Source organism: Fibrobacter sp. (assembly GCA_017503015.1).
In the GTDB taxonomy this organism is placed as follows: domain Bacteria; phylum Fibrobacterota; class Fibrobacteria; order Fibrobacterales; family Fibrobacteraceae; genus Fibrobacter.
Map to the genome: position 1 here is coordinate 56,878 of JAFVTX010000046.1, position 26,321 is coordinate 83,198.

20 protein-coding genes, 1 tRNA gene and 1 pseudogene are annotated in these 26,321 nt (G+C 48.8%); 15 read left to right on the forward strand and 7 right to left on the reverse strand.

The genetic code is table 11. From position 1 onward, the window contains the following. Window positions 1–109 precede the first annotated feature (109 nt). The 6 genes from IKB43_08180 to IKB43_08205 all read left to right on the forward strand — a co-directional run bounded on the left by IKB43_08180 (window position 110) and on the right by IKB43_08205 (window position 9,564). Complete coding sequence (locus IKB43_08180) at window positions 110–1,138, forward strand: hypothetical protein (protein MBR2470111.1); 1,029 nt, start codon at window positions 110–112, stop codon at window positions 1,136–1,138. Continuing rightward, the gene (locus tag IKB43_08185) at window positions 1,138–1,713 is read left to right on the forward strand and encodes a DUF2313 domain-containing protein (protein ID MBR2470112.1); all 576 of its coding nucleotides are present in this window, start codon (window positions 1,138–1,140) and stop codon (window positions 1,711–1,713) included. The genes IKB43_08180 and IKB43_08185 overlap by 1 nt, the downstream gene beginning before the upstream one ends. Further along, a complete protein-coding gene (locus IKB43_08190) occupies window positions 1,713–2,414 on the forward strand; it encodes a hypothetical protein (GenBank protein ID MBR2470113.1) in 702 nt (233 codons plus the stop codon). The genes IKB43_08185 and IKB43_08190 overlap by 1 nt, the downstream gene beginning before the upstream one ends. Window positions 2,415–2,490: 76 nt before the next feature. Next, window positions 2,491–3,021, forward strand: a complete 531-nt coding sequence (locus IKB43_08195) for a hypothetical protein (GenBank protein ID MBR2470114.1) — start codon at window positions 2,491–2,493, stop codon at window positions 3,019–3,021. A 20-nt stretch (window positions 3,022–3,041) separates the two neighbouring features. Further along, window positions 3,042–4,271, forward strand: a complete 1,230-nt coding sequence (locus IKB43_08200; GenBank protein ID MBR2470115.1) for a hypothetical protein — start codon at window positions 3,042–3,044, stop codon at window positions 4,269–4,271. A gap of 259 nt (window positions 4,272–4,530) precedes the next feature. Continuing rightward, the gene (locus IKB43_08205; GenBank protein MBR2470116.1) at window positions 4,531–9,564 is read left to right on the forward strand and encodes a CIA30 family protein; all 5,034 of its coding nucleotides are present in this window, start codon (window positions 4,531–4,533) and stop codon (window positions 9,562–9,564) included. Window positions 9,565–9,697: 133 nt separating this feature from the next. On the opposite strand, the gene IKB43_08210 is transcribed toward IKB43_08205, so the two are convergent. Then, a complete protein-coding gene (locus tag IKB43_08210) occupies window positions 9,698–10,222 on the reverse strand; it encodes a hypothetical protein (protein ID MBR2470117.1) in 525 nt (174 codons plus the stop codon). A 320-nt stretch (window positions 10,223–10,542) separates the two neighbouring features. On the opposite strand from IKB43_08210, the pseudogene IKB43_08215 reads away from it, so the two are divergent. Then, window positions 10,543–13,090, forward strand: a pseudogene (locus tag IKB43_08215) (hypothetical protein). Continuing rightward, window positions 13,024–13,929 (forward strand): hypothetical protein, encoded by a 906-nt coding sequence (locus IKB43_08220; GenBank protein MBR2470118.1) that lies wholly within the window; start codon window positions 13,024–13,026, stop codon window positions 13,927–13,929. The pseudogene IKB43_08215 and the gene IKB43_08220 overlap by 67 nt, the downstream one beginning before the upstream one ends. A gap of 71 nt (window positions 13,930–14,000) precedes the next feature. Here IKB43_08220 and metF read toward each other — a convergent pair whose 3' ends face one another. After that, window positions 14,001–14,885, reverse strand: a complete 885-nt coding sequence (gene metF / locus IKB43_08225) for a methylenetetrahydrofolate reductase [NAD(P)H] (protein ID MBR2470119.1) — start codon at window positions 14,883–14,885, stop codon at window positions 14,001–14,003. Window positions 14,886–15,038: 153 nt separating this feature from the next. On the opposite strand from metF, the gene IKB43_08230 reads away from it, so the two are divergent. Both IKB43_08230 and IKB43_08235 read left to right on the forward strand, forming a co-directional pair. Beyond that, window positions 15,039–15,112 (forward strand) — tRNA-Arg (locus tag IKB43_08230). A gap of 152 nt (window positions 15,113–15,264) precedes the next feature. After that, window positions 15,265–15,411 (forward strand): hypothetical protein, encoded by a 147-nt coding sequence (locus IKB43_08235; GenBank protein MBR2470120.1) that lies wholly within the window; start codon window positions 15,265–15,267, stop codon window positions 15,409–15,411. A gap of 108 nt (window positions 15,412–15,519) precedes the next feature. On the opposite strand, the gene yfcE is transcribed toward IKB43_08235, so the two are convergent. Further along, on the reverse strand, window positions 15,520–16,089 hold the full coding sequence (gene yfcE / locus IKB43_08240) for a phosphodiesterase (protein MBR2470121.1): 570 nt from the start codon (window positions 16,087–16,089) through the stop codon (window positions 15,520–15,522). A gap of 63 nt (window positions 16,090–16,152) precedes the next feature. Between yfcE and IKB43_08245 the strand changes: the two genes are divergently transcribed. Together IKB43_08245 and mdh are read left to right on the forward strand one after the other, a co-directional pair. After that, entirely contained in the window at window positions 16,153–17,046 is an 894-nt protein-coding gene (locus IKB43_08245; GenBank protein MBR2470122.1) for a hypothetical protein, read from the forward strand. Window positions 17,047–17,169: 123 nt separating this feature from the next. Continuing rightward, window positions 17,170–18,111, forward strand: coding sequence for a malate dehydrogenase (gene mdh / locus IKB43_08250; protein ID MBR2470123.1), 942 nt, complete (start codon window positions 17,170–17,172; stop codon window positions 18,109–18,111). Between the two features lie 185 nt (window positions 18,112–18,296). Here mdh and IKB43_08255 read toward each other — a convergent pair whose 3' ends face one another. Then, on the reverse strand, window positions 18,297–19,136 hold the full coding sequence (locus IKB43_08255; protein ID MBR2470124.1) for a nucleotidyl transferase AbiEii/AbiGii toxin family protein: 840 nt from the start codon (window positions 19,134–19,136) through the stop codon (window positions 18,297–18,299). Beyond that, entirely contained in the window at window positions 19,133–19,717 is a 585-nt protein-coding gene (locus IKB43_08260; protein MBR2470125.1) for a type IV toxin-antitoxin system AbiEi family antitoxin domain-containing protein, read from the reverse strand. Before IKB43_08260 ends, IKB43_08255 begins: the two co-directional genes overlap by 4 nt. Before the next feature lie 591 nt (window positions 19,718–20,308). Between IKB43_08260 and IKB43_08265 the strand changes: the two genes are divergently transcribed. After that, entirely contained in the window at window positions 20,309–22,741 is a 2,433-nt protein-coding gene (locus IKB43_08265) for a hypothetical protein (GenBank protein MBR2470126.1), read from the forward strand. 197 nt (window positions 22,742–22,938) lie between these two features. Here IKB43_08265 and IKB43_08270 read toward each other — a convergent pair whose 3' ends face one another. Further along, window positions 22,939–23,310, reverse strand: coding sequence for a DMT family protein (locus tag IKB43_08270; protein ID MBR2470127.1), 372 nt, complete (start codon window positions 23,308–23,310; stop codon window positions 22,939–22,941). 32 nt (window positions 23,311–23,342) lie between these two features. Further along, complete coding sequence (locus tag IKB43_08275) at window positions 23,343–23,909, reverse strand: DUF4416 family protein (protein MBR2470128.1); 567 nt, start codon at window positions 23,907–23,909, stop codon at window positions 23,343–23,345. Window positions 23,910–23,944: 35 nt separating this feature from the next. Here IKB43_08275 and IKB43_08280 point away from each other — a divergent pair, with 35 nt between their 5' ends. Together IKB43_08280 and IKB43_08285 are read left to right on the forward strand one after the other, a co-directional pair. After that, window positions 23,945–24,697, forward strand: coding sequence for a glutaminyl-peptide cyclotransferase (locus IKB43_08280; protein ID MBR2470129.1), 753 nt, complete (start codon window positions 23,945–23,947; stop codon window positions 24,695–24,697). Window positions 24,698–25,589: 892 nt separating this feature from the next. Further along, window positions 25,590–26,321 (forward strand): hypothetical protein (locus tag IKB43_08285; GenBank protein ID MBR2470130.1); only part of this gene is annotated, 732 nt, incomplete at its 3' end.

The window sequence follows — 26,321 nt, forward strand, 5'->3', positions numbered from 1 at the left end:
AAATTAGTCAGGGAACGGAATTTATATCCGTTTTGCAGCCTCTGCATCTGCCATCTGGGGCGTCTACAAGCAGCTGGACTGGACCCTTGACCAGATTTTCCCGACTACAATGAACCAGGAGAGCCTGGAACAGTGGGCAAACAACCGTGGGCTTGACTACAGCAATCTGACCGCAAGCGAGCTCCTGACGCTCATTTTGTCGTATCTTCGTAACCCGAAGAGCGGTGGCAAGCCTAGTGATTACGAACGCTGGGCACTTGAAGCCTCTTCTACTGGCAAGGCTATCGGGCTCGAATCCTCGATGATTACGGGCACTATGCCCAATTTGAGTGCCGCCAATGCCGTCAAACCGCACGATCGTGAGAGCGTTGCATTTACCTGTGGCTCAAACGATACGGGCAAAGGCGTCATTATCAATTTAGGTGGTTCTAAGGCCATTATCGGCATTGGTCTCGGTTTCATTACCAACCGACCGGCTTCCTTTGGCGTATTTACTTCCGATGACGGCCAGGCATGGACTCGTCAGGGTAAACTTGATATGGCCTACTGGTGGGCAATGACCGATTTCAGCGAAGTATCTGCCAGGTATGTCAAGGTAGAACTAGAAGAAATTGAGGCGCTCGAAAGTTGGCAAACGGAATCCCTGAACGAAGTCAAGTGCTTCGGCATCGAAATTTATGTGCCTAGTGACTCAAATGAGGCCCCGACATCATCCCGATGCCTTAAGAACTACTATGGCGTGGGAACTGTTCTCATGCTGATGGGTCCGAGTTCACTTTCGATGCGCTGTTGTGAAGCTGTCCGGGCAAAGTGCGAATACGAAGGCCCCGTCGCACCTCGTGAAATCTGGACAAATGTCCCGACCGAACCAGTTCTTTCCCTGCGTGTCACGGTACAAGGATTGCAGAACATGGACGAAGAAGCGTTCCGGGAAGACGTTGCCAAGTATTTCGCCGATCTTGAACCTGGAGACCTGTTTATTCCTGCCCAGATTGTGGTCTATGTCCTTAAAAATGGTGGAACCAACGCCACGATCGCGGTTTCGCAGAATGGCGGAGCCTACCAGGAACAGACAGACGCTATTCCGTCTGGAAAAACAGAACAATTTACTCTCGGTGACCTGGAGGTACGACAGTAATGGTTGAGAATCCCTTCGAAAGTCCGCACTACAGGGCCCTTACGCAGCTCTATCCGCTCCAGATGGATGCGGAAGAATATGCCGTAGCCAAGGAGCTTGATAGAGCCCTGGAAAGCGCCGATGCCGTTTACCGTGAAATCTTTCCTGGTTCAGCAATAACGACTCTAGATCGTTGGGAAAACCTTTACGAATTAGGCCATTCCGGCTCCTTGGACGTTCGCCGCCAAGCCCTTTTAGAGGTTATCAACAGGGATTCAGGCATTGCAGAACGTCATTACAAGGCTTTGGCGGCTGCAATCGGTTTTGACATTGATATTGTAAAACCGCCCAGGATGTTCCGGGCAGGTCTTAGCAGGGCTGGATTTGCTATTTACGACCCCGAGGAACAATATACCTGGACAGTAAAATGCAGCAGGTATAGATACCATTGTTTGGACTTGATTCAAACGCTTGAATCGCAGAAAATCCCATTTACCAAAATCCGGTGGGAATTTCAGCCTCTTAAGAAAATTTTCCTAGAAACTGGCGAAACACTTTTAACCGAATCGAACAAACCGATTCTTTTGGAGGAATAATGGCAGAACAGAATGAAGATTTGGGTTCGACCATCCTTGAACTGGATGAGAAGTCCCTGGCCGAGCTCCGTGAAAACGGCTTCTTGCTAGTTGCGTTCCCTGGTGGAAACGCAAAGTTGGCACTAGCCCAACTTGATAAAGTTTTCATTGCTGAGTATGGAGAAACTGATGTCGATTTGATTGAAGAGCAAATCAATTTAGGAAAAATATGCTTCTGCAAACACAACTCATTTAATCGGTATTTTCCTTTAGGTCATTATAATGCGAAAAGTACGCATACCCCAAGAATTATCGTTTTTAACGGATACGGGAATGGTTCGATAGATGATATACGAATAATGGATAGTTCTTGGAGTTACAACCAAGGCCAAAGACTTGAAGATAAGGGTGAACTGGTTGATCAGACGGTCACTGTCTCTGAGGGCAAGATTTCCGTCAATAACAATGCTAGGGCCTCCGTAACTCTTTCTGATCTAAACGCATTAGAAATAAATGTTCAAGTTGCATCTATGGCTCATGCTGCCAATACTTGCATTGAAATTGATAACAGAAGCAACAATAATCCGGTCACATTAACTGTTAAAAGAGGTGGTGCCGTCCTTCGACATTCAGCGTCTGCTGGTGTTTCTATTGCAGCAGGCAAGTTTGTCCAGGTGACGGTCGTCGGCGATTGTTGGACCATGGCAGAATTTGAGGCTTGATATGATATTGACGCATCACGGCATAAATTCCCTTGGTCGGGGTGAGGAATATCCAGATGAAGCCTATGATTTCGATATGGCCGATATCAAACGAATTTTCCCTGCGGCCGATGAGAATTCGGGTATTACCCTTGGGGCTGTGATTACGCCTACTCGCAATATAGTCGTTGATAGTTATGCCTGGTTTGCGTACCAGCAAGAACGCAATAACTGGAACCCTGCAGTAGGCATCTACGAAACCGACATGAGCATAACGGAGCATTATGCCCAAAATTTGACAAAATTGTGGGGAAGTACTAGCAATGACAGAATTTCCGTCACAAACAACGTCTTTGAGTTGAATGGCAAGCAGTGGGACAAGATTTTGGTAACTCTTCCCCAGGCGGTAACCCTCGAAGCGGGCAAAACTTACACGATTTTCACGCGAAAAAACCGCTATGCACGGGCAGAAGGGGCAGCAGAAGATGTTTACGTGGTCCCGGGCAAGACCCAGTCGGCCTTCATTTACTACGGCTGGAGTATCCCGGACCAGAACTACATCATGGATGGGCCAGGTACAATGCCTGCCGTGTATCTCGAAATTAACAATCAACCATACAATCAATAACCATTCAAAAGAGGTTAAAAATGGAAAAAAAGGTCTTTAAAACAGGTGAAATTATCACCCCAGAGTTCATGAACCAACTCCAGGACGCTATAAAAGAGACCGAGTCTGAAGTTGGCGAACATTATGGTAAATTTGAAGAACTTGTTACAGCTCTTATGCGCGTATTCACCTCCAATTTTGACACCTATTCAGTGTCAAAGGGTGGAGTAACTCTTACTGAAAGTGGCGATGGCATTACATTGACACGTTCTACAGAGGGTGGAACCTATGAATTGTCTATTTCTGAAGAAGGTATATTAATTTCTGCTTCTTACAGGGGCATATCCCGCAATGTCAAATTGTCTTATGACATGTTTAGTCAAATATTATCCACCGCGGGAGGCGTTGAAATTCATGATGCAATAATTGATTTTGTTGCACCTGGCGGAAATACGGTGTTGGCAAGCATTCGTTATTCAGAAGGAAAAATTTCCTTCAGTAAGCCAATATCGATAACAGGAGATATTGAATCATCCGGCTGGGTTAAAGCTTATTATGGAATAGATTTTGGTACTTGGAAAATTGTAAACGGTGGTTATGGCACTCTCGTTATCTCTAAAGTTATTGATGGAAATGCCGTCAACGTCATTACTGTTGGCTATGATGATGCGGGTACTGTGGATGTCAACAGAAAAATAATCGCAAAAAAAGGTATTTCAGGAGTTTTGGTTTCCGGGAAAAGGGTGTTGGAAACAGACAGTAACTTCATTGTAAAAAAAGATGGTGCAAATAGTGATGGAAATGTTACTGCGGAAGGTGGCGTGACCGCTGGACAGGGTAGAATTACCATGAAAGACAACGACGCCGAAAATAGGCCTGCTGGCGTTTGGATGAGCAATGGTCAATCAGGGACTAATAATAAACAGGCTAGTATGGCCCTGGGAACAGACGGTAAATTGCATATTAGTGGAACCAATGGCATTGCCGCCGGGCCAATGTCTGTTGCTGGGAACCTAGATATTTCTGGACATGTACTCCTTGATTACGGTTTTGCCGAAGATTACAAGAGTGTAATTTTGACAACAGGCGATCTAGATATAAGCTCTACCACTTTCAAGAACCGTTATGAAGCGGGTTCAACACTTAAGATTGTTAACGCATCAGATTCATCAATTAGAGTAACCTTAGGTTCTGGGCATACAAGAGATATCGAAGCTTACTCTTTCGCAGATTTCTTTAAATACGGCAATCTTTGGTATAAACAAGACTAATTTTGTCTCACAAAATGTGAAAAATTGTCTCATTCAAAGCGCGCCGTTATATCTGCATTTTTTTTCATTTGTACGATTATTCCAATTTGGATTACAAGAAACTGCTATAAAAGTCTGAAAAGCGACTTTCGCCAATTGTAAACTTAAATTTACTATAGGGAAGGGTATGCGGTCCTGCCGCGGTGAGTTTATATTTGTTCTTATAAAATTCTCACAACGAGAACGGTTTTTGCTGTAACACAGATAATCGCGAGGTTCTATGCTAAAACTCCGCTTCCCCAAACTGGTAGCCCTGGGCACATTTGCCCTGGGCCTTTTCTCCACCGCCTACGCCGAAATCGCTCCCTTGCGTGTTGGCCCCGTGAGCCAGTACGGCATGTTAATGACGGGCATAAACTCGCAAAACGAAGGTCGTGTGTATGGCAGTTGTAATGCTTATTCTAACGCCAGCGGCAACGAGGTTCAGGTAAAGGGCATGAGCCTGTTCTGGAGCAATGAAAAAAGCCAGAACCGCTTTTGGAGAAATGATGTCATTACGGGAATGGTAAGCCAGCAGGGCATCCAGGTAATCCGTGCCGCCATGGCGGTAGACGACCAGGGCTGGGGAAATGGACATTACTTTATTAATGGCAAGACTGAATATTATCAGGACTTGCTGGACGAGACGGTCCAGGCGGCTATTGAGCAAGATATTTACGTGATTATCGACTATCACTCCCACACGGCGGTGGACAATGTAGGTCGTGCCAAGGAATTCTTCAAGATTCAGGCGAAAAAATGGGGCTCTTATCCCAATGTGATTTTTGAAATTTACAATGAACCCATATGCAAGGCGGGTCAGGGCCATGGCAACAGTTCCAATTGCACGATGATTACTTGGCCAGAAATCAAGGCGTACGCCAACGAGGTGATTCCCATTATCCGCCGCTATTCCAACAACCTGATTGTGGTGGGAACTCCCAGTTGGTCTGGAAATCCTGGTGCGGTCGTTGGAAATGCGATTACCGGTTATGATAACATTGCCTATACGTTCCATTACTATGCGGGCAAGGACGATGGCTCTGACGCCCATGATTTTATTTCGATGTCGGCCGACGTGAACAGCGCGCTTGGGGCCGGACTTTCCGTGTTTGTGACAGAATGGGGAACTGTAGGTTATGGCGGCGATGGCGCTCCCAGCATGGCGAACAATCCCCAGTGGCAAACCTGGATGAACTTGAAGAAACTTTCATCGGCTAACTGGAACGCAGGCAGGAATATGACCAAGGATGGGGCCGAAAATAGCGAGTACTTTGCCGACTTCGACGTAGATAACACATCTCCTGCTAACTGGACCTATTCTGCCAGTGGTGAGTGGGTAAATGCCAATGTCTTTAACGGACTTTCTGCTATGACATATTCCCGGTGCGCAAGCTATGTGGACCTGCCCGCTGTTCCGGCTGACGATCCTGATTTTGACGATTCTGGTGATGACTTTGGTGACAATATCTATGAAGACGAGGTTATCAGTCATGATTACGTGATTGTTGATTTTGACATGAATAACTTGGGAGGCGGCAACTATTCCTATGTGTACTCAAGTTTAGATGATCCCAATGGCGATTGGACTTGGTATATTGGCAACGATGGTGAAAAGACCTTCTTTGTAGATGGCTCTAATGCCGGGGGCTTGGTGAAAGTGTTTGCCAATGATGGTGCCGGTTGGGCTGGTTTTGGCATCTACTTGAAAGAAATGAAGGGCTGCGAAGTTTTGTCGTTCAAGTACAAAGGCCTGGCGAATGATTTCTCGTTCAATGCTGGCAGTTCTGTGCTTATACAGGAAAGTCTTATTGGCACAGAATCGTGGATGACTCAGTCAATTTCCTTGGACGGTATTGACCCCGTTGTCCTTGAATCTCCACTGGAGCTCAAATGGCAAGTTTCAGGTTCTCCTAGTGGCGGAGATCTCTACATAGATGACGTGGTGTGCGGAGAACCCTCCAGCAGCTCAAGCGGCGATGAACCTGCAAGTTCCGGTAGCTTCGAAGAATATGCGCTCTCGCCGAACTACGATTATGCCTACGCTGGTAACGGCTGGACTATTGAAAACCCGCAAAATGAAGGGAATATAGCGGCGATCGTTTATGACGACGAAATGGGCGGTGATTTCTGGGGCCTAAAAAATGTGAATACAGAAGAGGAAGGAGGTTATGCCGGTGTAGGTATGAACATTTCTAATTTGAACGGATGCCAGGTCCTATCTTACCAGTATATAGGCGTTGGCCATAACCTGACTTTTGCCAATACTCCCGATGGAGAAGATGTGTTGGCAGAATGGGAAATTCCCAGTAGCAACACTTGGACAACCCATACATTCAATATGTCTTCACTATCCGGAATCAATTTGGAAAGAGAGCTTGATATCAAGTGGCAGGTTCCTGGTGGTGAAAACGGAAACCTCTACGTCAAAGAAATCCAGTGTGTATTGGATGGAGGTTCCAGCAGTTCCAGCGTCGGTGAGGAAAGTAGTTCCAGCGTTGAATTGCCCATAGTGGCAGAACCCACCACCAACACGGAACTGTTCGACGATTTCGAGGACGGCGATTATTACCCGCTTTGGGATGGTATAGGGCAATGGTGGGCCGAGACGGATGTTGTTGGTGGCGGCGGATCTTCGAATGCGGAGCTTTCCTTTGTGAAGGGAAGTGCTTCGGCCAAGGCTCTGCAAATGTCATACTCCCTGGATGTGGGGGATTATCCATGGGGTCCTCCCTATGCAACTATTTCCACCAACGATTTTAACGAGATGAATTTGTCACAGTGCTCGGAAGTCCGCTACGACTACAAGGGCTCAGCCCACAAGTTCCGCTTGAAGGTGAGTTCGACCATGAATGACCTGCTGGACATGGACTGGGGATTCCCCACCTTTGCGGTAACGTCGCCTAGCGAGTCCTGGCAGACCGTGACGATTCCCGTCGCTAGCCTGAGGCAGGAATGGACTGGCTCAAGCGGCAACTGGGTGGATGTAGAAACGGTGCTCCAGTATGCGAATGGTTTTGACTGGAGGGTTGACGGTGAGGATACAGACGACAAATCCAGCGGCACTCTCGCCATCGACAATATCCGCTGCGTGGGCCTTGCCGAAACGCAGTACTACAGGATTACATTCATGAACGGCACCGAGCCCTATGAAGCAAAGGATTGGGCCGCAGGCTCCAATGTACCGGACCCCGAAGGGACACCTGCCAAGGCCCCTGATGCCCAGTTCACTTATACTTTCAGCAATTGGACCTATGGCAACGACGGATATGGTAATCCCACGAGGTATGTGACCGGCACTGCCACCTACGAGGCCGTTTACAACTCCGTTCTAAGGGCCTACACGGTTAGTTTCTTGATGGATGACGGGACTCCTGTTGAAAACGGGGTGCTTGAAGGCGTGGAATATGGAACCCTGGTTTCGTCCATTGTTCCTGCGGAGGACCCCACCAAGGAATCGACTGCCGAATACACCTATGCCTTTACGGGCTGGACTCCCGATATCGCGGATGCCATAGTGACGGGAAACATCGATTACACGGCCGTGTTTAGTGAAAATAAGAACAAGTATGCCGTTACCTTTGTGGACGAAGACGAATCCATTTTGAAGGCTGCGGTTGAGTATGATTACGGCACGTTGCCCGGGGCTATCGATGTGCCCACGGTCGAAGACAAGAATGGCAAGAAATTTGCGGGTTGGGAACCCGGGCTAGCCACGGTTACAAAGGAGGTCACTTACAAGGCGGTCTATACCGACAAGATTGTCGTCACCTGGAAAGATGACGACGGCTCCGTGCTGCGTCAAGATTATGTTGATGATGGCGATATGCCGTACTATGGCGAAGATCCCGCAAAGGATCCCACGGCTGAATACACTTATACCTTCGACAAGTGGACTCCCGCGGTGGTTGCCGCTACGGAGAATGCGACCTATACGGCCTCGTATACAAGCGTGAAGAACAAGTACGACGTGACATTTGTAGCCGAGCATAACCCCGATGCGAACATCACTGTTTCCAAGGAGTACGGAGAAGCGGTCGCATCGTTTGCTCCGCAGGTCGATGGCGCCGTGACCGCCGAATACACCTATGTTTTTGATGGCTGGATGCCGGTCATTACGGACCAGACAGTCATTACGGGCGGAGTCACTTACACGGCCAAGTACAAACAGAACAAGAATCAGTACACTGTGGCCTTCGTGAGCGATGACGGCTCCACGCCACTCTCCAGTGTCACCAGGGACTACGGCACTGAAATTGTCTCCATGTTCCCGTCGCCAGACCCGACAAAGGAACCGACAGATGCAAAGACCTACGAATTCGACAGGTGGGTGATAAAGGTTTCCGACACCGAGGATACGGAACTGGCTGAAGGTGCTGTTCTTGTTTCCGACATGAAACTCAAGGCCGTATTCAAGGAATTCCCGCGCAAGTACGGAATCACCTTCTTGAACGAGGACAACAGCGTCTATAAGGCACAGGTCATGTATGAGTATGGCACCCTGGCCAGCGAGATTTTGCCGGAGGAAAATCCGACCAAGGATAGCGACGACAAATTCAGCTACACCTTTGCGAATTGGGACCCCCAGGTAACCGATGTGACAGGAGAGGCTGTCTACAGGCCGGTATTCACTTCAACCGCGCTTGTGCCTGAATATTCTAGCAGCTCTGCGGAAGGTCCTGAGTCCAGTAGCAGCGAAGAGCCGATTGAATCCAGTTCTAGTGAAACGCCGGTTGTCTCTAGTTCTAGCGAAGATCCCGAGGTATCTAGCAGCAGCGAAGGACCGGTTGTCTCCAGCTCCAGCGAAACGCCTGTAGCCAGCAGTAGTTCTGAGAAACCGGCCTCTAGTAGCAGTACAGAGATTGCCGCGAACTCTTCGAGTTCAACTTCGGCGCCTCTCAGTTCAAGCGACGCTAGCTCCAGTTCTAGCTCTGCCGACAAACCGAAATCTAGCGCAAGTGAGGACGATAGGTCCAGCAGTTCCAAGGGCAATGATTATGCCAAGTCCAGTTCTAGCGGCAAAACCGATGGACTCTACCCGACGGTGGGCAGTGTGAACATGGTTTTTGCCCACAACGAGCTGACGGTCACCGTGCCTAAGGCGTCGGAAGTGAAAGTCCACGTGTTCGACATACAGGGCCACCTGCAGGAACATTACCTGGGCTACTCCGCCGGAGACCACGTGGTATCCCTCAGGCACCTGAACAAGGGAGTGTACATTGTCCGGGTGGCAAGCGGGAGCGCCGTGAAGACCCAACGGATAATGATAAAGTAGGATTTGATTTTCTACACCTCCAAACAAAGTCCCAGTCGCAAGGCTGGGACTTTTCCGTAAGGGGTTATTTAGTGTTTTGACAAAAAATAGCCCCGTGGAACACGGGGCTGCAATCAGGGGGAGACTTCCCCCTTTACACTCCCAGGGCCTCGATGGCGGCCTTGTACTTGTGGAGGCGGAACTTGGTCTTGAGTTCCCGGCGTTCCTGGCGCTGGATGTACTTGTCGTCCATGAGCATGGTCAAGATAGCGGCCTTTGCCTTTGCGGCAACGGGGTTGTCCTTGAGGGTCTCCACGAATTTCACGAATTCCTTTTCGCGGGCCTCGTAGGTGGCCTGTTCGGCGGGCATGCCCTGGGCCATGAGGTTGCAGCTGTATTCGTCGATCCAGCCCTGGTTCTTGTGGTAGGTCATCTTCTGGATGAGTTCCACCATGTCGGCGGGTACGCCCATGGCGATGACGTCTTCGGGAGTTTTCTTGGTAGAAGCCGTGATGAGGTCCTGCAGGATGGCGAGGGTCTGCACCTCTTCGGACTCACCCTTGTTCTTGAGGTAGTCCGCCACGTTCTGCAGAAAGTCGATGTAGGGTCCGCCGGCCTTGTCCTTTTGACCTTTGTGGACCTCGGCGGCAATTTTGTAGGCTTCTTGGTAAGAGAGCATGTTAATCCTTTTTAAGTGTAAAATCTTGGGGCGTCGGGCGCCTTACCCTCAATATATATAATTCTTTTATTGGAAAAATGTGTGTTTGTTGAAAAAAAAGGATGTTTTGCGTTTTTTTCATAAAAAAGGCTTTTTTTCTGTTTTTTAGGGGGTGGAAAAAACGTTGATTGCTAAATTTGACGTCGAAATTTTACAAGGAGAATTCTGTGTCGAATCAATTCATAAAAAAGGCTTTACTCGGTGCCGCAATTGTGCTCAACCTCTCCGCTTGCGGAGACGAGTCTGTGGTGGATAACGACGGACTTTCGGTACTTGAAGAACTGGATGAAGAGTGTACGGACCAGAATGACGGGTCTGTGGCTTTTGTAAAGTCCACAAGGACCGTATATATGTGTGCTGACGGCGAATGGATTGCTTTGAGTGACCAGGAGGGTATCCAGTATCGTTGCGGATCGGAATACCTCAAGGATTCGACGGGGATTGCCATTGTCTGCGACGGCGATACCATTGGAACGGTCAGCAACGGAAAAGATGGGATTAAAGGTGGAAATGGTGTAACTGTCGATACGGCTGCAATCAACAAGTCTATCAAAGACGCTTTGAGCAGTACCTCGAGCAAACTTATCGAAGATATCGATGACAAGTTCGACGACGCCTACAGCAGCTGGAACGCAGAACTTGAAGACAGGTCTTGCGCCATCGTCGATACGGTTCGCGACAACGAAAGGGCAAGCATCACCGTGACTATCAAGTGCGGCGAAGCCGAAACCATGATGGAAATTCCGTTCGCGCCCGTGAACGAGAATCTCGGCAAGGTGTACAAGAAGCATGTTGTCGTGCGTCTCCCGGTGCAGGCCAACAAGGAAACAAAAACCGATGACATCTACGAAGAAATCTGGAAGAACCTCAAGGGTGGCGACAATGCAGAGCTTACCGTGACGGACCTTGACGAAAAGTTCGCCCCGAACGGCAAGGTGTTTATGCAGGACCTGTTCGCCTCTGCCAATAAATCCTTTGTGACAATCGAAGAAACCAACGAAAAGACGGTGGAATACAAGGTTGCCCGCCTCGAAGGGGATCTCAACATCACGAACCTTACGACCCCGGTTGTGAAGCTCCGTGTCAAGCTGAACCTGAGCAACAACGCTTTCGGCGCCTTTGGCGGATTTGGCTCGAACGCAACGGATGTCATTTACAACACCTATGCAGACTTGTCCGATGCGTCCGATACGGTTGTCATCGACTTCCTGACCGACTACAAGGCCGCCCGCGTAAAGAAGTTGGTTGACGATGGTAACGGTTTTGGTGTTGCAAACGAGCAGGCGAACAAGGAACTTGCCGGTGCCCTTTATTTGGAAAACAGCGAAGAGTATCCGTCCTTCGAACATTATGCCCCCGATCAGATTGGCCTGGCCGAAAACTTCAACAGCATCGTGTGGGTGATGGCCCTCATTGACCAAAAGGACAAGACTCCGGGCTTTAACCCGGTCTATAACGCTTTCCGCAATGTCTTTGCCGAAAACGGCAACTTTAACACCGCCGTCAATACGACTTACGCAGGCAAGGAACACAGCATGTTCTTTGTTGATTACCTCGCTTTGCTTATCGACGCGAACTTCTTCAAGTGGAACCAAATGCAGCATGGCGACTCTACTGCTGAAACGAATGTCTGGAGTGGTACGGATGCCGTCTATTACAAGATTTTGCAGAATGGATTTGTGGAAGCCTATAAGCTTAAAGTCGAAGACGCAAAGGATTTCAATGATCCGTCTGGCTATAGCAGCAAGGTATATAAGTCTGATGTCAAAGGAGGATATTTCCATTACTTTGAATATATTGAAAACGAACAAGTTTGGTATCCTGTAACACTTTGGGCTGTAGGTGTTGCAACGGTGGAAAAAGTTTGCGATGCTGACGCTGTTAATTCGACCTTCTTCTATAGCTTTGAAGGTCTTGATGATAATGCCGTTTGTGTATGCAACGATGAAAACTGTGGCTGGCAATATACTGACAATGTATGCTTGGGCCGAAACAAAGGCGATAAGGGATCGGCGTTCTTTGACGGGAAAATTCAAGAGTATGAGTGCGAATGTGATCTACCAGCTTCTTCTACTTGCGATAATCTTGTGCCTGATATTCCGAGCTCTTCGGGTTCTTTCGGTGAATCGAGCTCTTCCGGTGAATATTCTGAACAGGACGGCCTGACCCCGGAAGAACAGGCCAACAATCCGGAATCCAAGCTTTACCTCGGTGAATGCAGCGCTACTGTAAACGAAGGCAAAGAAAAGCTGTTCGACACCAAGAATGCGGAACTTGCCACGACAACGAGCAAAACGACCTTTGTATGAGATGGCTCCAAATGGAGAAAGAAAGATGATCATGACGAGAAATATGGTACATGTACAAAAACCGTGATGGAAAAGGGCGAAGTCAAGGCAGAATCTGGTTCCAGATATTATAAGTGCGATTACCTTGATAAACAGGAAAAATACGAATGGGTTTCTACAGCTAAGGTTGACTTTGATTTACGTAAAGCTTGCCATTATGGCTATGTCAATGAAAAAGTGGTTACTGAATCCGGTTATGAATATGTTTGTGAAGAAAATTCTGAATATACAGACAACGACGGTAACCATATCCATGAATGGCGTGAACTTAGCTTTGAGGATATCTATGGCGAATGCGATGAAGATAAGATGAAAAATCAAACCAAAGTAGCAGTTTACGGAGGGAAAAAATACAAGTGTAACTACATTTCTGGAGGTTATTCCGGCGGATACTCTTGGGTTAAAGCAAGCGATTTGGATGAAAACGCAACGCTTGGAATTTGCACGAGAAATCGATTCAGAGAAAAAGATGTTGCTATAGTCGGTAACGCATACTATGGATGTCTTTATAATAATAACGTAGAAGGAATCCCCGCAAGTTCTTCCTCCACAGATTGGCTAGAAATTGGTGAAAAAGAGTACCTTAACGCCAAGCTTGGTGATTGCGATACCGATAGAGGTAATACTAAAAACATTGCAGACATTAAGAGCGAAACCCTCAAGGATGGTGAAAGCCACAGTTTCAAGTGCTCTATAGCTAAAGAAGTCGTAAATGGCTATGGTAAGTGGGTTGACGCCTCCACAGACATTGCTCTCGACCAGATTTGCAACAGAGATAACGAAGATGCAACTGTTACCAAAGAAAGCGTAATCTATGTCTGTGCGTACAAGGATGAATCATCCATGTATCAGTGGATTACTTCTGATGTGTACTGCGAAAATAAAGGTGAAAATTTGACATATGGCGGGTATCTTGATAATCCGCTTAGTTCTTCTAGTATGGCTCACTGTGGTGGACGTATTGAATGTCAAACGGAAACCGACAAGAAAATCTGCTATGTCGGTACTGAGTCTTTCGTCAAATTGGATAGCATGTGGCAATCTGTGGCAGATTATTGCGATAAACATTCTACAGGTTACGCCTGTGAATTTCCAAAACACGTAGGTGATGATTTGGAGGCATCAACTCTTAAGTATTACGAACAAACGGAATACTACGTAAATACAGAACAAGGTTATAAGAAAGCAGAAACTGCAGAAGAATATTGCGAAGCGTTTAACCCGAAGCGTGAAGGGCTCTGCGTATTTGAATTTGACGTTTATTCTTATTGTGAAAGTTCCAGTGAATGGAAAGCTGGGTCGTGCCCAACCCGCGAATAGAAATTGCACTAGAACATGAAAACATCCCCGCATTTGCGGGGATGTTTTGGTTTTAAGGCTTTTGATTACGCTTAGAAGTTCTTGCCCAAAATGGCGGAGACGTTCTTCAGGATGCCTTCGGCCACGTCGGGCTTGTTCATGGAATAGACGTGCACGTTGGTGATGCCGTTGGCGTACAGGTCGATAATTTGGTCGCTGGCGTAGATGATGCCCGCCTGCTTCATGGCCTCGGGGTCACTCCCGAACTTGTCCACCAGGGACTTGAACCGCTGGGGCATGAAGGAGCCCGAAAGCTTGATGGCCCGCTCCACCTGGTTGGCGTTGGTGATGGGCATGATGCCGGGGAGCACAGGGCAGGTGACGCCTGCTTCCCGGAGCTTGTACATGAAGTTCAGGAACAGGTTGTTGTCGAATACCATCTGGGTGGTTAAGAAGTCGGCGCCCGCGTCCACCTTTTCTTTGAGGTGCTTGATGTCTTCGGCCTGTGTCTTGCTTTCGGGGTGCTTTTCGGGGTAGCAGGCCGCCCCGATGCAGAAGTCCGCGTCGGCGGCCTTGAGTTCCTGAATGAGATCTACGGCATAGTGGTAGTCGCAACCTTCCCGGCCGTTTTCGATGAGCTCCGGAGTCAGGTCGCCGCGGAGGGCCATCACGTTCTTGATGCCTGCGGCCTTCATGTCGGCGATGCGCTGGCGGACCGTCTCCTTGCTGCTGGACACGCAGGTGAGGTGGGCCAGCATGGGGATGTTGTATTTTTCCTTGAGGTTTTTCGCGATGTCCAAGGTGAAGTGGCTTACGCCGCCGCCTGCGCCGTAGGTGACGCTCATGAAGGCGGGGCCGAGGGCCGCGATGGCTTCCGTTGCCGCCTTGACGCTCTCGAAGCTGGTTTCTTTTTTGGGCGGGAACACCTCGAAGGAGAGGCTCATCTTGTCTTGCTTGAGGATGTCGATAATCTTCATAGAAACTCCGGCGGGGTGTTGCGGTATCCGGACTGGCACCCCAGGCTTATGCAAATATTTTAATACGTGCATAAATCTAGATAAAGTTTGGCGGGATGGCAATAGGGAAGGGGTGTTGATGAACGAAAATTTTTCTATATTAGAGCCCGCTTTGCTCGCGTAGCTCAGTTGGATAGAGCAGCTGCCTTCTAAGCAGCGGGTCGTGGGTTCGACTCCCGCCGTGAGTATAAAAACCTTGGACGCCCTTGGGCGTCCAAGGTTTTTATTTTGGCGGGAGGCGAACCCGAAGGGTTCGACCTCTGCGTAAGGCGAACGCAGTGACCGAGCACGCTCGGGCAATGCTGAGCCGAAGCAGAGGCTACAAAGCACGAAGTGCTTTGTGACTCCCGCCGTGAATTATGCTTGCATATCCAAGTCGAAGCCGGAGCCGCTTCGCGTAGCGAAGCAGCCTCCCGCCGTGAGTCCTTCTGCAGCTCCTGCCGTACCGACCGTCGGTTACGGGGCGTTGCGGCCTTTGACCACTTAGCGCTTCAGCGCTTATGTGGGCATGGCCACCTTTAGGTGGTGTGTCCCCGCAGAGGGGGTGGAGAGCAATAGCGTAAGCGTAGTGCGAAACAGGGGGAGGCTTCCCCCTTTATTTCACGATTTCAATAGCCGTCAGTTCTGAGCCGGTTTCCAGGTGATGCACGCTGAAACGGGCCGCACTGCCGGGGGTGGCGCTCTCGTAAAGTCCGAAGGTGGGAGGGTTTCCGCCCTTGGGGAGGCTGGTGGAGCCGGGGTTCAGGCAATAGACTCCGTCCACGTTGGTTTCGGCGGTGAAAATGTGGGTGTGGCCCGAAAAATAGACGTCGGCTTTGTAGTGGCTGAACAGGTAGGGGTCGTAGAGGTGGCCGTGGCTCAAGAAGAGTTTTAGGCCGCCCTCTTCGATTTCGGCAAAGTCGGCAAGGCAGGGGAATCCGAGCACCATCTGGTCCACTTCGGCATCGCAGTTGCCGCGCACCGCGGTAATTTTCTCCTTGAGCGGGCTCAGGAGTTCGACAACTCCTTGCGGGTCGTGTCCGCCCGGCAGCGGGTTCCGCGGCCCGTGATAAAGAAGGTCGCCCAAAAGGAAAATGCGGTCGCATTTGAGCTTGTCGAGGTAAGAAAGAGCCATCTTGCAGGCGAAAGCAGAACCGTGTATATCAGAAAGAACTAGAGTGCGCATGGATAATTCAGAATTCGGAGTTCGGATTTCAGACTTGGGTACAATATAGCTATTATTAAGGCGATGAGCGTTTACTACCACCTTCCCGGCCTGTTCGAATTTTACGAGCTTTACAAGGCATTCTTGCCGCTGTTCCGCGAGCATCGGGAATACTTTTACGAGTGGTGCGAAATCGGTTCCATTTACGGTGCGCCCAGCGATTGCCTTTGGGGTGGTGGCCGCGTCGGATTTGGCGATGCAGAGCCCGACGAGGTTGCCGCACTCACCAGGGAATACGGCATTTCAGCGCGCCTGACCTTCAGCAATTCCTTGCTCCGTGAAGAACATCTTGCCGACAAAAAATGCAACGCTCTGTGCGCCCTGTTCGAGAAAAATGGAGCGGCACCGAGCGGCGTCATCATCTATTCAGATTTGTTGCTCGATTACATCAAGGCGAAGTATCCGGGATTCTATTTCGTGTCGTCCACGACGAAGGTGCTGACAGATTTCGCCCAATTCGAGGGTGAACTGAAGCGCGATGATTTCAGTTACGTGGTGCCGGATTTCAGGCTCAACAAGCAATTCGCCAAACTCAACGCACTATCGGCTGCGCAAAAGCAGAAAGTCGAGTTCCTGTGCAATGAATGCTGCTGGTTCGGCTGCCACGATCGCAAAAAGTGCTACGAGAACGTGAGCCAAAAGAACCTCGGCGAAACTCAAGAAGATCATGTATGCGCCTCGCCGAACGCAGGGCGCGGCTACCGTTTTTCCGACGCCATGAAAAATCCCGGCTTTATCGGAATCGACGACATCCAAAACGTGTACGCCCCGCAAGGGTTCCGCCACTTTAAAATCGAAGGCCGCAGCCTCGGCAGCGCCGTCATCCTAGAATTTTTGCTCTATTACATGACCAAACCCGAATTCCAGCTCCAAGTCCGCGAAGAAATCTACCTCGACAGCTCGCTGGACTTGTTTTAAGACGAACTATGCTTATTTTTTCCGTTTTTCGGCTTTTTGGGGCGCTTTTTCATTGTCTGAAACACGAAAAAGTGCTATATTTGATGCGTAAAAATCTAATTACCTTAAAAGGAAGGTTAAATCATGGCTAGAAAGAAGATTGCACTTGTTGGTGCTGGTCAAATCGGTGGTACAATGGCTCTCGTGCTCGCTCAGAAGAATCTTGGCGACGTGGTCCTTATCGATATTCCGCAGACTCAGGGCATGCCGAAGGGCAAGGCTCTCGACATTATGGAAGGCCGCTCTGTCATCAACTCTTCCGTGGATCTTCAGGGTTCTACCGACTACTCCGCCATCAAGGGCGCAGACGTCGTGATCGTGACCGCCGGTTTCCCGCGTATGCCGGGCATGAGCCGTGACGACCTCCTGGACAAGAACTGCGGCGTGATCAAGACCGTTGCCGAAGCCATCAAGGAAAACGCTCCGGATGCATTCGTCATCGTGATCACCAACCCGCTCGACGCCATGGTCTACAACATGCAGAAGCAGTCCGGTCTCCCGGCTAACAAGGTCATTGGTATGGCTGGCGTGCTTGACTCTGCCCGTCTCGCTTGCTTTGTGGCCGACGAACTGGGCGTGTCTGTCGAAGACGTGAAGGCCCTCGTGATGGGCGGCCACGGCGACACCATGGTTTCCATCATGGAATGCGTGTCTGTTGGCGGTATCCCGGTTTCTCAGCTCATGAGCAAGGAAAAGTTCGCCGAACTCGCCAAGCGTACCGCCGGTGCTGGTGGCGAAATCGTGAACCTCCTCGGCCGCGGCTCAGCCTTCTACAGCCCGGCTACTTCCGCTATCCACATGGCTGAAGCTTACCTCCTTGACAAGAAGAGCGTGTTCTCTTGCGCTGCCAAGCTGAACGGCGAATACGGCGTTAAGGGCCTCTACTGCGGCGTGCCGGTCGTGGTCGGTGCAAACGGTGTCGAAAAGATTCTCGAAGTCAAGATGAGCGCCGAAGAAAAGGCCGCCTTCGACAAGTCCGTTGAGGCTTGCAAGAAGAACGCCGAATGGGTCGACGCACATACGTAAGCGACCGTTCGCGCTAGACTTAGGCAAACAAGTGTAGGGCTGGCGCTCACTCTCGCAAACACGACCGGTTAATACCGGTCGTTTTTTTGCTCACGGGTAATCTCGGGTTTGTCATCCCCGCGAAGGCGGGGATCTCCAATAAAGTTTGTCCCTCGGCTTAGCCGAGGGATTTTCTGTTGAAAAGGCTAGGCAAGAACCTTTTCTAGCAGATTTCGTACTGATCCAACAACTGTTTCAAACGGGATACCCTTAGCATAACTGAAGGTCTTGCTGTATTTTTCCCATTGGCGGCGTATGTCGTCGCTATGTTCGATTTCTTCTATGCGATAAGCGTATTTTAACACCTTGTCCTTTGTTTTTCTATGAGTGGCAGTCGCAAGTAGCGCATGGTTCAAAGTTGGAATGTCGAATTGGACCGACTTCGTGAGCATATGGATGTCATAGTAATCACGGGGACGTTTATTAAGAATACTTCTCGTTATAATAGTCTCAAGTTTTTCCGCCAAGACTGTCTCAACAGGATAAGACCATGCCCTAATAAGGGATTTTTCAAAGTTCCTTTTAAAGAACATTTGTTGGACACCAGGATAGATGCTGTCCCCTGCGGTAACATCCACTGTCAGAATGCCGTGCATCTCTTCATAATCCACATTCAAGAAAGCGCGAATCCCATGATATTCATCGTCTTCACGAATAAACTCCAGGTGGTCTAGGGTAAATGTAAAATCATCCTCAACTTGCACTCCGCAAATATGCGTAAAAGCCTTTGCCATTACAGTCTCTTCTATCGGAAGATTCTTGATCGTGGAATCCACATCCATTGTCGTCCTTGATTCAAAACCAATGAGATTTGAAATCAGGTATCCACCCTTCAGCACAAAATTGTCCAAATAATCCGAATGGGCCAAACGATTGACAAAACATTCCATGTAATAGGCGTGTAGTGCTTGTTGTGGAGTAAGACCTATTTCTATGGAACGACTCTTGATGAGAGCTTTCAGTTGCATTGCATTTCGAGTCTTCATATCAGCACCTCCAGATATGGCCCGATTTTGTCTTCAACATGAAACATTCTTGCAAAGTCTGATAATTTCCAAATGTTTCTGTCTTTCGACCTCATGTACCTTTGTATTGCGGGAATATACCTTTCCTTGTTGAAATCTATACGACCATGGAGCAATTCGCATAAAGTCCGTTCAATGCAATACACCTTGATAGGATTGCTGTAGAACGAACGGATTTCCTGGACGCCCTCGTTTAATATTTCGGCGGGAGTCTGACGCACAAGAAAGTCTCGCCATAACTTTTTTGAGTGGTAGCCTTTCGGAACGGTTACCGTGAACTTTTCAGGAAGCAGGTCGCTATACCCCGTCAAGAAAAGTGCCGTCTCGTTGGAATACACAATCTTGTCACTTAGTAACTGCGGAATGAAAAATTCGTCTTCGAGGACATTGGCGAAGGCGTATAGACCGTAGTCAACCTTCTTTATCTCTCCTGATTCCTCCAGTTTTTTAAGGTCATACCTCGAAACACCGTGCTCCAGGCACTGTTTAAGGGAAAAATACCCTCTTTTCGCAAAATTTCGTATGTTTTGCATGGCTTCCATACTCCTAAATATAACATCTGATACACATAATGTCAAATCAAAGTGTATAAGATGTAAAAATGCAAGTACTTACAAACTACCGCAAAAACTGCGATAGTTTCCAACAATTTCAGTATATCCATAGCCTAACCTATGGAACGCATGCCCCTTGCGGGCCCCTGTCGGGGGATATGGGAAAGGTCGGAATTCCCGACAACAAAGCCGAACGGCCAATGTGCGCAATATACAAAAAACGTCTGTTTTAGGCAAAATGTAGACTAAAATGATGAAAATGAAGATTTTATTCTAAAACTGGGAGCTTTGTCGTCTTTGGGGAAGCGTTTATCTATATTTCCCATTGACATAGCCTGTGGCGTAAAAACCGCAGGCGCGAGTTTAACGTAGAGTTAGCTCTTATTCTCGTTATCGAAATCTGGTAAATTTTGAACATGCACGAGAGTACGAGAGTGAACACTCACGTCCAGCAATGGGCGTGGGTCGTTTGTTCTTTTTCGTGCATAGGCTTACCAGAGCCTCGATAACGGAAGTGCATTCGACGCCACGCTTTTTTTTGTGGATCGACTGCACGACATAAGGGCTAAAGGAGCCCTTATGAGTCTGTTCGAAAAGCTGCAAAAAGCCTCGTCCGAAGAAGACGTGAAGGCGGAATACATCAAGGCACTGCACCTTAAGCAGGTTCAGCGAAACCTGATAGATATTCAGACGCGCGAAGTCTGGTTCGAAGCGAAATTTGGCTCCAAGAAGTCGCTCTACGAAATGTTCACGCAGCTGCTTTTCTATATCCACCGGGCCCTCAAGGATGGCGAGCATATTCCTCCGTTTCTTTGCGTGGTCGATAGCGTCAAGGCCGCCATCATGAAGACGGATGTCGCGCTCCCGCTTTTACAAAATAAGAACGTCCACATCAAGTGGGGCAAGTCCGCCAGCGACGTAACGCAGGATGCGCTAGATATTGTTTCGCAGTACATCGGCACGCATTTTGTGAGTTTCAATATCGAAACGCACGAGAAAGAATTTATCGACACATTGCGAAACGCCATAGAAAAAGGCGAAATCATCCGCACGCAAATTACGCCCGACAATCTCAAACAGGTTTTCGACAAGTGGGTCGAGACGGTCGGCAAGGAAATCGTGAATGCGGAACCCGAAAACTTCGCGGAATTTTTCTACGCCGATGTGATGAGCGACGGCAAGGTCAGCACCCACGAACATTTGTCTGCAGAGCTATTGCACAAGGGCAACAAACCGATATTCTTGTTGAACGGGAAGACTTACGAAATCGCGAGTATGGATGGATACAGCCAGTTCTGGGCGATTTATGATAGGCCGCCCAAAGAGGAATTCCGCAGTTACTTGCTGGAACGCCGCGACAGCCTGATTCCCGTTGACGAACGGACTTTCAAGGGAGCCTACTACACTCCGCTCAATGTAGTTGACAAGGCTTACGACTTGCTAGAAAAGACGCTTGGTTCGAATTGGCAGAAGGACTATTATGTGTGGGATATGTGCTGCGGCGTCGGAAACCTCGAAGCCAAGCATTCCAATCACCGCCATTTGTTCATGAGCACTCTCGATCAAGAAGACGTGAACATCATGAAGGCGGCGAAGATTTGCGTATCCGCCGAGCGTTTTCAATATGATTACTTGAACGATGACATTACCGATAACGGGACGATTGATTACAGCCTTACAAACAAAATTCCTCAGACTTTGCAGAATGTAATTCGTGATGCAAACGAAGGAAAGAAAAAATTATTGGTGCTGATAAATCCGCCGTATGCAGAAGTTGGGAGTGCATTTAATGCTTCTTCTAAAGATAACACCGCTAAAACAGGTGTGAATAAAACACGGTTTGGACAATACGGAATGAAAGAATATGGTAAAGCAAGCAATGAACTGTTTACTCAATTTGTTGCCCGTATTGCTAAGGAAATTCCGAATGCGACATTAGCGATGTTTAGCAAAATGAAATATATCAATGCGCAAACATTGCAAACATTTAGAAGTCGATGGTTGGCTAAATATCAAGCTGGATTTGTTGTTCATAGCAAGTCTTTTGAAGGATTGAAAGGTGAGTTTCCAATAGGTTTTTGTATATGGAAAACCTTCAACGTCATTGCGAGCAAAGCGAAGCAATCCAAATGTATGTTTCCGTCTGAGATTTCATGCGAGGTTCTCAATAAGAATACAAATCCAATTGGCGAAAAGAAGTTTTATAATGCCCCAAATGAAAAATATCTTGCCACATGGATTGACAGGCCAGAGCCGAATACTACTGAAATAATTCCATTAAAAAACGCGATATCGCCTGCAACTAGAACAACTGATTTAAGATGTAAATTTTGGAGTGATGGAGCTATAGGCTACATGCGAGTAAATAGCAATGATATGCAGCAGGCAAATGACACGTCGCTATTCTCTTCTGGTTATAGTGGTGGACACGGCTTTTATGTTAATTCTGAAAATTTATCAGATTTGGCTATAGTTTTTACCGTAAGAAAAGTTGTTGTTCACACATGGATAAATGATATAGACCAGTTCCTCCAACCCAATTGCGAACTGCCCGAAGAATTCAAAAACGATTGCTTTGTGTGGATGTTATTTCATGGTTCAAACCTCACCGCTAGCGCCAACGATCTTGAATGGAACGGCAAAAAATGGAATATTGTCAATCACTTTATCCCCTTTACCGAAGAAGAAGTCGGCGCAAGCGACCGTTTTGAAAGTGATTTTATGGTGCAATACATGCAGGGCAAAACCTTCAGTGCCGAAGCCCAAGCTGTCCTTGACGAAGGTCGCAAAATTTGGGCAGCCTACTTCAAGCAAACCTTCAATCACAAAATCCGCGAAGAATTGAAACTTAACCGCCCCGATGTCGGATGGTATCAAATCCGCCAGGCTTTGAAAGCTCAAAATGAATCTGGCAATTCAGTTCCCGTCAGTTTTGCTGCCTTCGAATCTACCTACAAAGCCCTATCCGAAAAACTCCGCCCTCAAGTCTATCAATTCGGATTCTTGAAATAAAAAGTCAGGGCGTTGCGGCCTTTGACCACTTAGCGCTTCAGCGCTTATGTGGGCATGGCCACCTTTAGGTGGTGTGTCCCCGCAGAGGGGGTAGCGGAAACGGCAAGGAGATCCCCGCCTGCGCGGGGATGACAAGATGACGGCGGGGTTGACGAGTCGTTGCAGCGAGGGGGAGGCTTCCCCCTTTGGGGTAAAACCTATTTCAAGAATGCGAAGAACACGGCGCCGATGACCAGCACAAAGGCCACGATGTGGTTCCACTGGAGGGTTTCGGTGCGGAACAGGGTGACAGCCAGGGTGGTGAACACCGTGATGGAAATGGCCTCCTGGATGATTTTCAGTTGCATGAGGCTGAAGGGCCCGCCATTGATGCGGCTTCCGATGTTGTTGGCGGGAATCATGAAGGAGTATTCGATGAGGGCGATGCCCCAGCTGGCGAGAATCACGAGAATCAGCGGCCAGTCGGTGCTGATGTGCATCTCCTTCAGCTTGAGGTTGCCGTACCAGGCAAGGGTCATGAAGAAGTTGCTGATGATGAGGAGGACGATGGTGATGATTCCGGCTTTCATGAGTTTAGGGGCTAGGGGTTAGGATTTAGGGGTTAGGGGTTGGTGCGTAGGCGGTATGGTTTTCCGGTGCTCATTTGGTAGGCGAGGCGGGCGCGGACCTGCTCCAGGTAGGCGATGTATTTTTCACTCTGGTAGTCACGGTAGGTCCAGTCGAAATGGTGGAAGTGCCCGTCCTGAAAGTAAAGGGTGGGCTCCACGAAAATCCCGCGACTGATATAAACCCGCTGCCGCTGGTCCTTGGTGGTGGCCAAGAAGAACTGCCCGAGAGTCATGTAGCCCGGGTCCAGGTTCACGGGCCGGAGTCCCGGCGTTCCCGCACGCTCGGCGATTTCAAGTTCCAGGTCGTTGGTCCAGAGTTTGATGTCCACGATTTCGGTACGATCCACCAGGGGCTCGTAGCTGAAGAAGGCCCGCAGGGGGGCGTCGCCGATTTCTTCTTTGTAGTAGTTGGTAAAGGTAAAGGGGAAGGGTTCCAGGTTCAGGTCCTCTTCGCCAAAACGCTCGCGGAGGGTGCTGCGGACGGACTCTACCGAAGCGGCGTCCTTTGCCAGGATCCCAACGATGATTTTGACTTTGGCCGGTTCTTTTACAGCGCCCATGGTGACCCAAATATAATTTTTCTACATATAGTCCTATGACCCTGTTTTCCCGCGCGCCTATATTTTTGTTCTGCGTTTTGGCTAGTTTGGAACTTGTCTTCGCCGATACCCCCCGCGTGGTGCCGACCATCGTGGATTCCATTCCTCACGAGCAGAACCACTTTACCCAGGGGCTGTTTTTTGACGGCAAGGACCTGATAGAATCCACCGGACATTACGGCGAGTCGGGCATTTACCGCCGCACCTTGGACGGCAAAATTCTGGATTCCCTGCGGCTTGCGGAACGTTATTTCGGCGAAGGTTCCGTGGCCGTTGGCGACGACATCTTTTACCTGACCTGGAAATCCAGGAAGGCGTTTATCGTGAACAGGAAGCCCTTCGCCATGAAGGGCGAGTTCCGCATACCTACGGAAGGCTGGGGGCTTGCCTACTGGCGCGACGCCCTCTTGATGAGCAACGGCTCCAGCGAATTGTTGCAAATCGGGCTGGGCGGTTTTAGCGTGGTGGGGGCGATCCCCGTGCGCGATAACGGCCGCGAAGTGCCGCAACTGAACGAATTGGAAGTGGTCCGTGACACCCTTTACGCCAACATCTGGACCACGGGCCTGATTGCCGTAGTCGAACTGCCCAGCGGCCGTGTGCTGAAATACCTGGACTTTACCGAAAAGGCGATGGAAATCAACCGCCGCTACCCCAAGGCGGACGTGCTGAACGGAATCGCCTTTGACGGTCGTGATTTCTGGATTACGGGCAAGAACTGGCCCTGGATTTATAAGGTGAAGTTCTAGTTTCGTGAAATGATTTCCGACGGAATGTGTTTATTTTGTAAATTTGACAGTAGAAGCTTTATAAAAAGGAGAAAAAATGAAGAAATTTCTATGGATGTCGTTGTCATTGGCAATGACGATAGGTATGGTGGCTTGTGGTGATGATAGTTCTAGTGGCGGTTCGGGTTTCAGTGTCCCCGAATATAAGAGCGAGGCTGCCCTTCCGGACTCCTGCGAAATGGAAGTGGCCAAGGCCGGCGACACCTATTTTGCCTGCTTCGAGAACAAGTGGATTGAGGTGACGGACAGTGCCACCGTGGAACAACTCAAGGAAGGCCTGGATGAAAACGAAATCAAGGAAAAACTTGAAGAACTGGAAGACCTGTTGAAGCCCAGCGCACCGTCCAAGCCCAAGTCCTCCAGCAGTGGAAAGACGGACGAGATAGTAGAATCCAATGATAGTGAAGAACCGGAAAGTTCTTCAGATGAAGAAGAATGCTCTGGCAAGAGGTGCAAGGATTCTAGTTCTTCTGCAGAAGAAGATTTCCTCAGTTCGTCCAGTGAACAACAGGGCGACGAAGATGCCGATAAATGCAGTGGGAAAACCTATGACCCCGCCACGCAGTATTGCCAAAACGGAACCACGATAGCTGACCTGGCAACCTGCGGCACGGCAAAATACAATCCGGAAGAAAAATACTGCACCAAAGACGGTGAAGTTGCAAACCTGGTGACCTGTGGCGCGGTCAAGTACAACCCCGAAGAAAAGTTCTGTGCCGACGAAATCTATGATAATGTTGCCGACCTTTGCGACGGTAAGTCGTATGATGTTGGTAAATTTGAAGTGTGCGTGAGTGGAGCCGTCAAACAATATGAATGTTGTGGTTATGATGGATCTGATTTGCAGACTTTTATGGCTTGCATCTCGGAAATCGAAACGAGCACATTCGAAAATCTTTATGACCCTGCCACGCAGTATTGCCAAGACGGATCCACGATAGCCGACCTGGCAGCTTGTGACACAGTAAGGTATAACCCCACCACGCAGTACTGCACTAAACACGGAAATGTTGCAGACCTGGCGACCTGTGGCACGGCCAAGTACAACCCCGAAGAAAAGTTCTGCGCTGATGAATACCTTAGTTCAGTTTTCGACCTTTGCGACGGTAAGTCGTATGATGTTGGTAAATTTGAAGCGTGCGTGAGTGGAGCCGTCAAACAATATGAATGTTGTGGTTATGATGGATCTGATTTGCAGACTTTTATGGCTTGTATCTCGGAAATCGAAACTGGCACATTCGAACATCTTTATGACCCTGCCACGCAGTATTGCCAAAATGGGACCACGGTTGGAGACCTTGTGTCGTGTGGAACATATGATCCCGCCACGCAGTTCTGCGATCCGCGTGCACCCGGAAATATCTACAAGTATGTGACCATTGGTTCCCAGACCTGGATGGCGGAAAACTTGAATTTTGAGGCTATTGAGGGTAGTTATTGTTATGATGATGAATCTGCCAACTGTGTGTCTTATGGTCGTCTTTATACTTGGGCTGCGGCTGTAGGAAAGTCAGAAGAAGAATGTGGCTATGGCATGAGGTGCAACTTTACGGATACTGTGCAAGGTATCTGCCCTGAAGGATGG

What these genes read in the sequence shown, in the direction of transcription:
- IKB43_08205 (MBR2470116.1), top strand. Translation starts at nt 4,531, where the DNA reads ATGCTAAAACTCCGCTTCCCCAAACTGGTAGCCCTGGGCACATTTGCC.
- mdh (MBR2470123.1), top strand. Translation starts at nt 17,170, where the DNA reads ATGGCTAGAAAGAAGATTGCACTTGTTGGTGCTGGTCAAATCGGTGGT.
- yfcE (MBR2470121.1), bottom strand. Translation starts at nt 16,089, where the DNA reads ATGCGCACTCTAGTTCTTTCTGATATACACGGTTCTGCTTTCGCCTGC.
- IKB43_08245 (MBR2470122.1), top strand. Translation starts at nt 16,153, where the DNA reads ATGAGCGTTTACTACCACCTTCCCGGCCTGTTCGAATTTTACGAGCTT.
- IKB43_08190 (MBR2470113.1), top strand. Translation starts at nt 1,713, where the DNA reads ATGGCAGAACAGAATGAAGATTTGGGTTCGACCATCCTTGAACTGGAT.
- IKB43_08180 (MBR2470111.1), top strand. Translation starts at nt 110, where the DNA reads ATGAACCAGGAGAGCCTGGAACAGTGGGCAAACAACCGTGGGCTTGAC.
- IKB43_08270 (MBR2470127.1), bottom strand. Translation starts at nt 23,310, where the DNA reads ATGAAAGCCGGAATCATCACCATCGTCCTCCTCATCATCAGCAACTTC.
- IKB43_08260 (MBR2470125.1), bottom strand. Translation starts at nt 19,717, where the DNA reads ATGGAAGCCATGCAAAACATACGAAATTTTGCGAAAAGAGGGTATTTT.
- IKB43_08280 (MBR2470129.1), top strand. Translation starts at nt 23,945, where the DNA reads ATGACCCTGTTTTCCCGCGCGCCTATATTTTTGTTCTGCGTTTTGGCT.
- IKB43_08195 (MBR2470114.1), top strand. Translation starts at nt 2,491, where the DNA reads ATGGCCGATATCAAACGAATTTTCCCTGCGGCCGATGAGAATTCGGGT.
- metF (MBR2470119.1), bottom strand. Translation starts at nt 14,885, where the DNA reads ATGAAGATTATCGACATCCTCAAGCAAGACAAGATGAGCCTCTCCTTC.
- IKB43_08210 (MBR2470117.1), bottom strand. Translation starts at nt 10,222, where the DNA reads ATGCTCTCTTACCAAGAAGCCTACAAAATTGCCGCCGAGGTCCACAAA.
- IKB43_08255 (MBR2470124.1), bottom strand. Translation starts at nt 19,136, where the DNA reads ATGAAGACTCGAAATGCAATGCAACTGAAAGCTCTCATCAAGAGTCGT.
- IKB43_08265 (MBR2470126.1), top strand. Translation starts at nt 20,309, where the DNA reads ATGAGTCTGTTCGAAAAGCTGCAAAAAGCCTCGTCCGAAGAAGACGTG.
- IKB43_08200 (MBR2470115.1), top strand. Translation starts at nt 3,042, where the DNA reads ATGGAAAAAAAGGTCTTTAAAACAGGTGAAATTATCACCCCAGAGTTC.
- IKB43_08185 (MBR2470112.1), top strand. Translation starts at nt 1,138, where the DNA reads ATGGTTGAGAATCCCTTCGAAAGTCCGCACTACAGGGCCCTTACGCAG.
- IKB43_08275 (MBR2470128.1), bottom strand. Translation starts at nt 23,909, where the DNA reads ATGGGCGCTGTAAAAGAACCGGCCAAAGTCAAAATCATCGTTGGGATC.